At 67.8% G+C, this 11,828-nt stretch carries 9 protein-coding genes and 1 pseudogene; 4 read left to right on the forward strand and 6 right to left on the reverse strand.

Features of this window, described 5'->3' with window-relative positions; genetic code table 11:
* Positions 1-204: 204 nt before the first annotated feature.
* Positions 205-780 carry a DUF6417 family protein gene (locus AB0M27_RS44495; RefSeq protein ID WP_365731506.1) on the reverse strand — a complete coding sequence of 192 codons (576 nt, stop codon included), beginning with the start codon at positions 778-780 and terminating at the stop codon, positions 205-207.
* A gap of 139 nt (positions 781-919) precedes the next feature.
* The gene (locus tag AB0M27_RS44500; protein ID WP_365731508.1) at positions 920-1,135 is read right to left on the reverse strand and encodes a hypothetical protein; all 216 of its coding nucleotides are present in this window, start codon (positions 1,133-1,135) and stop codon (positions 920-922) included.
* A 56-nt stretch (positions 1,136-1,191) separates the two neighbouring features.
* Here AB0M27_RS44500 and AB0M27_RS44505 point away from each other — a divergent pair, with 56 nt between their 5' ends.
* Positions 1,192-1,569, forward strand: coding sequence for a hypothetical protein (locus AB0M27_RS44505; RefSeq protein ID WP_365731510.1), 378 nt, complete (start codon positions 1,192-1,194; stop codon positions 1,567-1,569).
* Here the strand turns inward: AB0M27_RS44505 and AB0M27_RS44510 are convergent.
* Complete coding sequence (locus AB0M27_RS44510; RefSeq protein WP_365731512.1) at positions 1,548-2,324, reverse strand: hypothetical protein; 777 nt, start codon at positions 2,322-2,324, stop codon at positions 1,548-1,550. The genes AB0M27_RS44505 and AB0M27_RS44510 overlap by 22 nt on opposite strands.
* A gap of 502 nt (positions 2,325-2,826) precedes the next feature.
* Here AB0M27_RS44510 and AB0M27_RS44515 point away from each other — a divergent pair.
* From AB0M27_RS44515 to AB0M27_RS44525, 3 genes and pseudogenes are all read left to right on the forward strand, one after another.
* Positions 2,827-2,979, forward strand: a pseudogene (locus tag AB0M27_RS44515) (3-beta hydroxysteroid dehydrogenase); the annotation flags it as partial.
* A gap of 218 nt (positions 2,980-3,197) precedes the next feature.
* Positions 3,198-7,934, forward strand: a complete 4,737-nt coding sequence (locus AB0M27_RS44520; protein WP_365731514.1) for an RHS repeat-associated core domain-containing protein — start codon at positions 3,198-3,200, stop codon at positions 7,932-7,934.
* Entirely contained in the window at positions 7,931-8,608 is a 678-nt protein-coding gene (locus tag AB0M27_RS44525) for a histone-like nucleoid-structuring protein Lsr2 (RefSeq protein ID WP_365731516.1), read from the forward strand. The genes AB0M27_RS44520 and AB0M27_RS44525 overlap by 4 nt, the downstream gene beginning before the upstream one ends.
* Before the next feature lie 123 nt (positions 8,609-8,731).
* On the opposite strand, the gene AB0M27_RS44530 is transcribed toward AB0M27_RS44525, so the two are convergent.
* Genes AB0M27_RS44530 through AB0M27_RS44540 form a run of 3 tightly spaced genes read right to left on the reverse strand, consistent with a single transcriptional unit; the run spans position 8,732 to position 11,595 of the window.
* The gene (locus tag AB0M27_RS44530; RefSeq protein ID WP_365731521.1) at positions 8,732-10,249 is read right to left on the reverse strand and encodes a UvrD-helicase domain-containing protein; all 1,518 of its coding nucleotides are present in this window, start codon (positions 10,247-10,249) and stop codon (positions 8,732-8,734) included.
* A complete protein-coding gene (locus AB0M27_RS44535) occupies positions 10,246-10,722 on the reverse strand; it encodes a hypothetical protein (RefSeq protein ID WP_365731523.1) in 477 nt (158 codons plus the stop codon). Before AB0M27_RS44535 ends, AB0M27_RS44530 begins: the two co-directional genes overlap by 4 nt.
* A 3-nt stretch (positions 10,723-10,725) precedes the next feature.
* Entirely contained in the window at positions 10,726-11,595 is an 870-nt protein-coding gene (locus AB0M27_RS44540; RefSeq protein ID WP_365731525.1) for a DUF6083 domain-containing protein, read from the reverse strand.
* Between the last annotated feature and the right edge of the window lie 233 nt (positions 11,596-11,828).

The following is an 11,828-nucleotide window of genomic DNA, read 5'->3' on the forward strand; positions in this document are numbered from 1 at the left end:
CTGCGGCATCGGGGCCTCCTGCTGCTCTATGGATTCGACACCCACGAGTTGTTCAGGAGGTCCCGTCTTCATGCCCTGGCCACGGCAGGATCACCCGACCGGGAATCCGCGTTCGACCCGCACGTTCCATGATCGGTTGAGATACGGCTTCTGAAAGGCGACAGAGCTTTGCTGGCCGTTGGGCGGGGCTTGGCCGCAGGTTGGCTATCGGCCGGACGGGCGGAAGGTGACGCCGTACTCGCGGCCGAACCGGTTGGCCTCGGCTGCGGAACCGCCCGCGGAGCGCAGGTAGAAGGCGTAGGCCACCGACTCGATCTGCGCCTCGTTCAGGTGCAGAATCCACAGGTTGCCGAGATGGCGCGCGGTGCGCACCTTCTCCTCCAGGCCGTCGGCCGGCGGCGTGCGCAGCCGGGCACCGAGGTGCACGTACAGGCGCAGTGCGTCCATCTCCGAGCGGCGCAGCTCGACCAGCTGCTCGCCGTCTACCGGCTCGTCGGGCCGGCGGTCGGGGGCGGGGCTGGCCTCGGTGTAGTCCAAGACATCCCGGCCGTGGCCCGTCAGCCGGGCCGCCCACACCACGGGTCGGCCCTCGTACGCGGACAACTCCGCGCGCATGTCCCGGCCGGCCAGCTCCGCCAGGCCCTGCCCGGCCGCCATGTCCACCGTCTTGTGATGGTGAGGACGCAGCGCACCGAACAGCACCCAGCCGTGCTCAGCCACCTCCTCGTGGTCGCGCAGGACCCGGAGCGTCTCGACGAGCAAGCCCTTCCTGCCGTGCATCCACATCTCCCTGCCCTCATACCATCGAACGCCGGAGATGACGGTAGGAGCCGGCCCACGAGGTGCGGAGCCGAAAGCCCAGAAGATCACCGACACGTGTGTGCTCCGGCCGTGCTGGTTTCAGCCGGCACTGCGCTCGTCATGAGGCTCGGCGGAATGGCGCGGTAGCGGCGGGGCCGACCGTGTGAGGGCCGAACTTGGCCCGGATGCGGTCCATGGCGGCTTCGGCCACGAGCCGGGACTCCCGTTCGGCGTCCAGGCTGATCTGCTGGGTCACCTGGTCGGCATCGATGAGGTCCTCGCCCTTCAAGGCGATACCGGTCAGGCGGGCGCGCTGTAGACCGGCGGCATCCATCAGCCGGTACGCCGTGGTGCGTAGGTCTTCGTGCGCGGAGGGTGCTGCTCCAGGCCATGGACCGGCTCCTGGCCAGCGAACCACAGCACAGCGACGGCAACCTTACGGTCGCCTCCCTCGCCCGCGAAGCGGGCATCTCACGGGCGACCGCCTACCGGGCCACCGAGGCCCTGGAGACCTTCCGACAGCGCGTCGACGAACGCACCAGCGGCCCCGACGTTCCCGCGACCCTGCGCGAGCGCATCCGCGATCTCCAGGGCGAACTCCGCGAAGCACGTCGCGCCCGCCACGAAGAGATCACCGACCTTCGTCGGTCCGTCGACACGCTCGCCCAGCACGTCCAGATCCTCACCCTCGACAACGAACGGCTGCGGGTCGAGCTGGCCCGACAATGCACCGTGACCAGGCGTCTTCAGCCGCGCGGGAAGAGATAGGTGACGATCGCCACGATCGTGCCGATCACCCCGGCCACCGCACCCAAGACGCTCATGACGAAGAGGATGACCTCTCGCTGGCTGCCGCCCGTCACACGATGGTTCGCGCTCCGTCGGGCAACGAAGCCTTGCATGCCTTTCGGCTCATTCAGCAAGATCGTTCGGGTCAGGTATTTGTCAATCTGATACGCCGCTACCAGCATCAGGAGACCCGCAGAGCCGACTTGGCCACCGAGTCCGGACGGGGAATAGATCAAGCTCCACGAAGCGACGGCGAAACACAGGAACTGAAGACGGTCGAGCCACTTGGTCAGTCGGCGCCCGAGGAACCGGGCGCGAGCGAATACATCGGCGATCCGGGTGGCAGCACCGAGCTGCCAGGACTCGTTGCCGCCGCTGAACCGGCTCGCTGCGAAGGCGCGCCTGCCGAATGGACGCCAAGTGCGAGTGCGCTTACCGATCTCGATGGTGACCCTGGGCGTTCCTGAGGCCGTTGATCGGCGCTCGATCACCAGATCGGAGATCACCTGAACGCCGCGCATGTCGGTCTTGAAGGCGTTGAGGTCAGTCCACTCGCGCGTCCGCGTCTTCTTCCACCGCACACCGTGCTGATCGGTCGAGATGGACACATCGGTGCCAGATATGGCCAATTGGCCCTGCGGAACTTCCTCTTCCAGGATCTTGACCAGTTCATCCACGTTCTGCCAGGAGAACCAGCAACCGCGCCGCCTGAGATGCGTCCCCCACTCATCCATGGCAGGAAGGTATCGGCTACTGATCAGCCCGGGAAGACGACGCCCGAGGAGCCGACCCCTTCCGCTGTTTGGGTGGGCAACTTCGGATGGCGACACCCTCACTCGACGGAGTGAACCTCTTGCGAGAGTCTCTCGGGGGCGAATCTGCTGGTGAGACAGGGATCTGCCCGGATAACCACATCGATGACCGTGTACTCGACCGACGCGGGATCGACTCCGGTCGGGACACGCGTCAGGTGGACCGGCTCGAACACGCACACACCTCTCGACTGGCCAGCACCACTCCAGGCTGGGCGGCGCACCGCGCCGCGAGCGCCGATCATGCCCTACTCCGCATGCAAAGTCTTCACCGGTCTCACACATCTGCGGAAGCCGGCAGAGTTTGTGGCATCGACGTCGCGGCGGGTACCTGGGCGTCCCTTCTTGTACCGCTGATCGGGCCAGGCGGCCAGGACGCCGACGCTCTCCTCCTCTTCCGGAGTGGTAGCGGGCGGCCTGCCGCGGTCGCGCCTCCACCGTGGCCGATCCGCTGCCGACTGACGGACCGGTGAGCGGTCGAGACTGTTCGGTCACAGTGCCGCTGGACCTCGCCTCGCGCGGTCTGCCCAGCATGGCTGTCCGTATGCCGCGCACGGTCCGCAACGAGGGGCAGGGGGCGCCGACCCGTTGATCGATGCAGCGCGGCGCAGTGACCGCAGTCTTCCAGAGACATGGCAGCCTCCCAGCGTGGGGTGGTCTGCCAGGTCGGAGACTGACGCTGACGTCCGGCCACCAGGGACGCGCCCACTTGATTCTCCGTCAACTGGTCTCGTTACCATTCATTCGCACGTGTGATGCGTTGCCTGGCTGGTACGGGAAGGTGGTTTACGGGGGATGGGCTACGTCCTGCCTGGATGGCTCGACGAGATCCTGGATTACATAGGCATCAACTTTCCGAACGTCGACGAGGACGACTACCGCGAGATGGCGGACGCCATGCGGGAGTTCGCCGACAAGTTCGAGGGACACGGGGCCGACGCGCACAAGGCGGTGGAGCAGATCCTCGCCTCCTCGCGGGGCTGGGCGGTTCACTCGATGCAGACGCACTGGGCGCAGGTCAAGGCCGGCCATCTGGACAAGATCCCGGAGCTGGCGCGCCTGTTCGCCGAGGCGTGCGACGTGGTCGCGGACATCATCTTCGGGATGAAGACGAAGGCCGAGGCCGAACTCGCCGTCATGGCGGGCTCGGTGGGCCTTTCGCTCGGGATGGCGTTCGTCACCGGAGGCCTGTCCGCCGTCCTGGGCGCGGCTGAGGTCACGGCCATGCGGCAGTTGGTGAAGCGCATCATCGACGAGGCCGCCGACCGGTGTGTGGACGAGCTGCTCGCCCGGGTCACCGCGCCGGTGAACGCCAAGCTGGAGGCGATGGTCGAGGACGCGGTCCTGAACCTGGCGAACGACGCCTTCTCCCTGCCCCCGGACCCGACCGGCGCAGGCAGTGGCGGTGGAAGCGGCGGTAATGCCGGCGGGCACGGCCATGGACACGGCGGCATGCAGCTGGCCTCGGCGAACGGCGCGGTCGGTGGCTTCGTGCTCGCCTCTGCGGGCGGGGGCGGCTCAGGCGGCGCGGACCTGTTCATCGACCACGAGGAGTTCGAGAGCGGCGCCGGGAAGGTTTCCTCGCACGGCAGCGAACTGCACCTGGCCAGTTCCTCCCCACTCGGCCGCGCCAGGGGCGCCTTCGGCCGCACCAAGGGCAAGGACCCCTTCACCCAGGCCTTCGACTCGGTCCTGGAAGGTGCACTGCACGGTTCCGAGAAGGCACTCAAGAAGATCGCCAAGCATGTCACCGAGACCGTCCCCGACCGGGTGAGGGCTGCCTCTCGGCTGCACAAGCACAATGACCACGGTGTCCGGGACAAGGTCGACTCGATCAGACTCGGGAAGGGCGGCGACGGTGACGGTGGCTCCCGTCTCCCAGGCGGCCCTGGTCGCGGGCGGCGGACCAGGCCCGACTCCCTGCAGGGCGCCGCATCGGACCCGCGCCGCAACGCCATCCCGCTGACCAAGAAGAGGTGCGAGAACGACCCCGTCGACGTCGCCACGGGCGAGATGACGCTGAGCGACACGGACGTGGCACTGCCCGGCACGTTTCCGCTCGTACTGCGGCGGACACATCTATCGGACTACCGCTATGGGCAGTGGTTCGGTCGCAGTTGGGCATCCACTCTGGATGAGCGTATTGAGCTGACCGGCTCCGGTGCCGTCTGGGCCCGGGAAGACGGTTCGCTGCTCGTCTTTCCGCGTTTGCCGGCCGAGAACGACGCGGAGGGTGTGCTGCCGTCGGAGGGGCCGCGCCTGAACCTGACGTTCGGGGGCCGCCACGACGCCACTACCACGTATCGCATCACCGACCCGGCGTCCGGCGTCACGCGCCTGTTCACCGGCAGTCCCTACCACGCCTCGTCCGCCTATTGGCTGACCAGGATCGAGAACCGCAACAGCGTCGGCATCACCATCGAGCGCCAGAGCGACGGTGCCCCCAGCGCGGTCGTACACGAGGGCGGATACCTGGTGCTGGTGACCATGGCGGACGACCGCGTGGGTGAGCTGTCACTGCGTACTCCGTCCGGTCCGCAGACCGTGCGGCGCTTCGGCTACGACCCGCACGGCAACCTTGAGACGGTGGTCAACTCCTCCGCTCTGCCACTGCGGTTCACTTATGACGAAGACGCCCGCATCACGTCGTGGACCGATCGCAACGACTGCACCTTCCGTTACATATACGACGAGCAGGGCCGGGTCGTGCAAACGGTGGGCCCCGACGGCTTCCTGTCGTCCGCCTTCGCCTACACCCGGCACCCGGACACCGGCGACAGGATCACCCGCTACACCGACTCCACCGGCGCGGAACGGGTCTTCCACATCAACTCCCGTCTGCAGGTGGCCGCCGAGACCGACCCCCTGGGGCACACCACACGCTTCGTGTTCGACGCCCGCGACCGGCTTGTGGAGCACACCGACGCGCTGGGCAACACCACCCGTCTCGAGCGCGACGACGACGGCAACCTCGTCGGGCTCATAGCCGCCGACGGTGTCCGGACCACTGCGACGTTCAATGAATTCGGCCTGCCCGTGACCGTCACCGAGCGCGGCGATCGTACGCATCGCTACGAGTACGACGCGCGTGGCAATCTGACCGCTGTCACCGAACCCGACGGCTCCCGCACCGAGTACGAAACTGACGCATACGGTCATGTGACGGCCATCCGCGACGCTGCCGGTGGAGTCACAGGGATCCGGACGAATTCCGCCGGTCTGCCGGTTTCGATCACGGCACCGGACGGTGCCCGTGCGACCTTCGTACGGGACGCCTTCGGTCGTGTCACCGAGGCCACCGATGCCCTGGGCGGGACTCTTCGGCAGGGCTGGACGGTCGAGGGCAAGCCCGCCTGGCGGGAACTGCCAGACGGCACCCGTGAGGAGTGGTCGTGGGACGGTGAGGGCAACCTGGTCAGCCACACCGACCGTTTGGGCCGTACCAGCACACACGCCGTCACTCACTTCGACCGCCCTTCTGCCACCCAGACCTCGGACGGGGGCCACTACCGGTTCACCCACGACACCGAACTGCGTCTGACCACGGTCACCAACGCCCAGGACCTGGAGTGGCACTACAGCTACGACGCCGCGGGCCGCCTGACGTCGGAGACGGACTTCGACGGGCGCACCGTGAGGTACGAACACGATCCGCTCGGCCGTCTGATACGCCGCACCAACGCCGCGGGGCAGTCACTCACCTACGAGCGCGACCTCATGGGGCGTGTCGTCAGCCTGCGCCACGACGATGGCACCACTTCCACGTTCACCCGCGACGTCACCGGCCACGTCGTCCAGATCATCAACCCCCATGCCCGCATCGACCTCGAGCGCGACCTCAAGGGCCGCATCGTGGCCGAGAGCGTCAACGGCAACACCCTCACCCGTGCCTACGACGCTCTCGGGCGGCCCACCCACCGCCGCACCCCGTCCGGAGCCACCAGCGTCCTCACCTACGACGACCGAGGCCTGGCCGCCTACACGGCGGACGAGCACACCTTCCGCTTCGAGCGCGATGCGCTGGGCCGCGAAGTCGCTCGAACACTCGACGACACACTCACCCTGCAGCAGGGCTGGGACGCGGTGGGCCGGCTGGTCAGCCAGTCCCTGGCGGGTACGCACGAGACGCTGCTACAGCGGTCCTTCGCCTACCGCGCCGACGGCACCCCGGCCACCGTTGAGGACAGTCTCACCGGGCGCCGCACCTACAGTGTCGACGACGCCGGCCGGATCACGGCCGTCAGCGCCCGGGGCTGGAGCGAGCGCTACGCGTACAACGCAGCCGGTGACCAGACCCGCACCGCCCTGCCCGCCAGCGCGCCGGGCCAGGACAGCACCGGAGACCGCCACTACGCTGGCAGCCGCGTCACCCGGGCCGGCCGCACCCACTACGAGTACGACGCCCAGGGCCGCCTCATCCGGCGCCGTACCACCACCCTGAGCGGAAAGACCCTCACCTGGACCTTCACCTGGGACGCCGAGGACCGTCTCACGCATGTCGAAGCCCCCGGCGACTCCCACTGGCGTTATCTGTACGACGCCCTGGGCCGCCGTATCGCCAAGCAGCGCCTGGACGCCCAGGGCCGGATCGCGGAAGCCACGACCTTCTGCTGGGACGGGGCTCAGCTGGCAGAACAGCAGAGCAACGGCATCACACTGGTGTGGGACTACGCGGGTCTGCGTCCGCTAGCCCAGCGCGAGTCCAAAGCCGGCCTCACTCAGGAAGAGACCGACCGCCGCTTCTTCGCCATCGTCACAGAACTCTCCGGAGCCCCCGCAGAACTCGTCGCACCCGACGGCTCCCTCGCCTGGCGTGGCCGGAGCACAGTCTGGGGCGCCACCCAGTCCCACCGCTCGGCCACGGCGTACACCCCGCTTCGCTACCCCGGCCAGTACTTCGACCCCGAGACCGGCCTCCACTACAACGTCAACCGCTACTACGACCCCGACCTGGGCCGCTACACCACACCCGACCCCCTGGGCCTGGTCCCGGCCATCAACCACTACGCCTACGTGCCCAACCCGCTCACCCTGGCCGACCCCCTCGGTCTGGCGGGCTGCGACGCCGATCCCACGTGGGGAGGGCGGGTCAAGTGGACCCTCGACGAACACGGACGTCCCTATGAGATGAACTCCGTCCTCACCCGGGACATGCTGGACGAAGGAACGCACGCCAACCCCTCCATACACCCGCCCGGCTTCCTGGGCGGCGACTACAACCAGGCGCGCGGGCACATGCTGGCCAGAATGCTGGGCGGTTCAGGCGACCACCCGGACAACCTGTTCGCCATCACCCAGAACCCGACGAACAGCCCGGAGATGCGCGACTGGGAGCAGGACATCTACAACGCCGTCCATGACGGGGAGATCGTCCACTACAACGTCTACCTTGAGTACACCGACGACCTGGAGGACTCGGTGCCGAAGTACATTCAGCTCGAAGCCCATGGCCACCGGGGCTTCCACATGGACGTCATGCTGAGAAACCCAGCCCACGCCCAGCAACAGCTACACCGCCAAGGACTCCTGTGACCAGCATCGACCAGCTCATTGCTCTGTGCCCGCCCCCCGCTGACCCGCCACCGGTCGACTGGGGCTCCGTCGAGGCCACACTCGGATTCCGCCTGCCCGAGGACTACAAGCAGCTCGCCGCCGTCTACGGCCCCGGCGCCTTCGCCGGATTCATCCGCATCTTCCACCCACGCGGCGTCACCCAATGGGTCGACCTCACCGGACCGGTACCCACCTCCATGCGGGAGCAACTCCAGCGCGACCAGGCTGCCGGCCGACCCGTCCCCTACGACCCCCAACACCTGTTCACCATGGGCGTGACCGACAACGGGGAACACCTCTTCTGGATCCGGGAACCGGAGGACGATCCGGACGCTTGGCACATCGCCGTCAACGAAGCACGCGGCCCACAGTGGTTCACCTTCAACGGAACACTGACCGACTTCCTCATCTCCGTCCTGAGCGGAGAGACGGCGGTACCGCAATTCCCCAACAGCGTACGGCAGGAGGCCACAACCTTCGTCCCATCCACCCCCCACCCCTCAGCTCCTGTCTCCCCCAGCCCCACCCCGCTCCCGACCGACACCAACGTCATCCGCGAGTGGGCCCGATCCAACGGCTACGACCTCCCTCCCCGCGGACGCGTCCCCGCAGCAATCATCGACGCCTGGATCGAAGCCCACGGCGGAGAGTAGCCACGGTGTATGAGCCTGACAGGTCGGCATGGGCTGTGGTCTCCTGACCCACACCATTCAGACTTCACCCGGCTGAGTCGCTCACGCACTGTCACCGACGCAAGTTGACAGCCTCATTGGGAATCAGTAGCGGTGTGGCACACCGCCCTGGAGGTTATGGCGGAGATGTTCGAGCATCTGCCGCTTGTTCGAAGAGGGTTCTTGGGCCCATGCCAGACCGCCGAGATCCAGGCGTCGCCGTGTGCGGGTGACAGCTACGTAGGCCAGCCGGGCTTCCGCGTCGTCGATGGTTTCCGTCGGCGGCGCTGGGCTGCTCTGTTCTCCAGATTGGTGGTCTTTGGGATATGGAAAATCGTCGGCGATCAGGACGCGCGGCCACTCGCGCCCTTTGGCCTTGTGGGCCGTGGAGACGGTGACCTCGGCATGCGGTTCAGGGACGAGTCGGGAGACGGCAGTATGGATGGCATCGGTGCCGTGAGTGTCGACGAGGTTGACCAGGGGCTGCAGGTCGCGTCCAGCGGGATCGTGGGCGGCGTAGTCCTGTAGGTCGCCCCAGGAGGGGAAAAGGATCAGCTCGGGGTGGTGGGTGCGGCGACCTTCTTTCAGGCCGCGTGCTGCCTGGGCCAGGGCGCGTAGGTTGTCTCCCCCTCCACTCAGGGCGACGCGGAATCCCGCGGTCATGAGTGTCATGACCTGGGCCATGGCGCCGACGTTGGTGCGACACAGAACGGCGTCGGGGCTGGTGACGGGGCCGATTTCGGTGGGCACGCTGGGAGTGCCGGTGAGCCGGATGGGGGCGTCGGCCAAGTGGAGCCAGCGGTTGGCTTCCTCAGCGAGATCGGGCCCGAAGCGGAAGGACTGCGACAGGGTCAGCCGGGTGCCGTCGAAGCCGGTCATGACGTCTTTGGCTCCACGCCATTGGTAGATGGCCTGGGCAGAGTCGCCGACCATGACGAGCTGGCTGTGGTCGCGCTGGGCGAGGAAGACCTGTTCCACGACGGGGTTGGTGTCCTGGGCTTCGTCCAGGAGCAGGTAGTCGGCGTCAAGCTTCGGCTGCGTGAGAGCCCAGATCTTCAGGTAGTGGTCGTGTTCGAAGCGGACGCAGCCGTCGTCCGGGTTTTGCAGGTCTGTCCAGGCTTTGCGGGCGGCGGGGACGACGTGGGCGGCGAGTTCGCGGTGCAGGTCTTGGTCTTCCAGGCCGCGTAGTTTCGGGACGTGGTGGCGGGTGATCTGTGTATCGGCGGTGTGGCAGAAGCGGGTGACGGTGCGGACGAGTGCGTTGGACAGGGCGCGTTGGGAGATGTCGCGTTCGCCGATGCGGATGGCTTTGGTCAGGCCGAGGGCTTGTCCGGTGTACCAGGCGGGGCGGCGGGGGGCGTTCAGGCGGCTCGTGTAGCGGTGGCCGACGGCGGCGTAGGCGAGTGCGTGGGCGGTTTTGCACTGGACGGTGGGTGGGAAGCGGGCGGTGGCGTCCTGTGCGATGGCCCGGTTGTAGGCGAAGTAGCGGCCGCGTCGTGGGGTGGAGCGGGCGAGCATTCCCAGCAGGGTGGTTTTGCCGGTCCCGGCTCCGGCTTGCAGGGCCAGGTGGTCGCCCGCGCGGAAGGCATCCATAGCAGCGGTCTGTTCGTCGGTGGGCTTCATGGGAGAGATTCCTTGGAGAGTTGGGTGAGGGCGCGCCCGACGGCGATAAGCAGGTGTGCGGGGCTGGCATGGGCGAGTAGCTGGTGGACGTTGCGGCCGAGGTGGTCGATCTCCTGTTCGGCGTGGTCAGCCAGGGCTCGGCGCACCGCGTGTTCGATGAAGCTCTCGAGGGTCAGGCTTTCGCGCGGGGCTGCGGTCGTGAGGGTGGCGCGTGCGGTGGGTGGGAGGGCGATGTTGAGGAGCACTTTGTGTTCGGCATCCGGGTAGTGGGTGGTGATGGCGTCGATGGGCAGCCGGTCGCTGAGTCCCCGGCGTAGCCGGCGGGCGGCCTGGTGGGGGGTGCCTGCTTTGACGAGTGCCATCAGGCGGGTGGCGTCGTGGTTGGCGGCCAGTGGCATCCTGCGGCGGGCGGCGTCGAGTTCGGCCTGGCTCAGGGCGTGGGTGAGGGTGATCTCCAGGGCGTGGTGCGGCATCGCTCACCGTCGGCGGGACTGGTACGGCTCGGGCTCGGCCGGTTCGGGCGTGGGCAGCTCGGTGCGGATGTGTTCGGCGTGCAGGAGGGGATCGAAGGGCTGCCAGCCGGCCAGGGTCAGGTCGGCGGCTGCGGTCGCGGTGGCGTGGGTGGTGCAGCGTTGGGCCCGCCAGCGCAGTTGATCCGCGTAAGACAGGTGGCTGAGGTCGTAGATGGCCATGCAGGTGTCGGGCAGGGTGAGTTGGCCGCGGCAGGGCTGAGTGGACAGCAGTACCCAGCGTCCTCGGATGGCGGCGAGGACGGGGTGCGTGCAGCGGCTTCTTTGGCGGGTCTGCGCGACGCAGCGGATGGTCTCGACGGCGCTTTCGCCTAGGTAGTTGACGAGGAGGATCCGGACGACGGGGCGGACTGGTTGCCCGGCGGCGTCGCCAGGCGCGGGCGGGTGGGACGTGGGGGTGAAGGCGCCTGTGTCGATCAGGCGCCGGGAGCGGAGGCCCAGTTCACGACACAGTGATGCGAGTCTGGGGCTGCCCGTTCGGGAGCGCGGGGACTGTTGAGGGCACAGGACGGCGTGCGGGATGCGGCACCATCCGCTGCCGTCGTGGTGGGGGTGGGCGATGCCGCCGCTGAGGTGCCAGCGGCAGGTAGGGGAGACGTCGATGGCGGCGACTTCCGCGGGGTGCAGGGCGATGGGCCGGTCGTCGGAGCGCGGGTACCAGTCGATGCGGTTGCCGCAGTGGCGGCAGCGGCTGGTCTGGCCCGCGCGCAGCAGGCGGCTTGGGCTGTTCGCGGCGATCTGCAGAGTGCGGCGGGGAGGCAGGTGGCGAGGGCTGCCGTCCCAGTGCCGGTCAAAGTGGGGAACGTGGTGGCGCATGGCGGCGACCGTGCCAGGTGGCACGCCGGTGAGCGGGGACGGCTTTCGTGGATGTCACGCGATTGGCCCAGCGGATGGGAACGTGCGAGCGATGGTGGGATCTGTTATTCGAGAACGTCTCGCCTGTGCGAGTGATTTGCGGTCACCTTCTGTTTGACGAGGTGGTCGGCGAGCTTGCTCAGGCTCCAGGTGGAGAACGCGGTGATCTTCCAGTCGGCGGGGGACGTCCGGGC

This window comes from Streptomyces sp. NPDC052107 (assembly GCF_040680215.1).
In the GTDB taxonomy this organism is placed as follows: domain Bacteria; phylum Actinomycetota; class Actinomycetes; order Streptomycetales; family Streptomycetaceae; genus Streptomyces.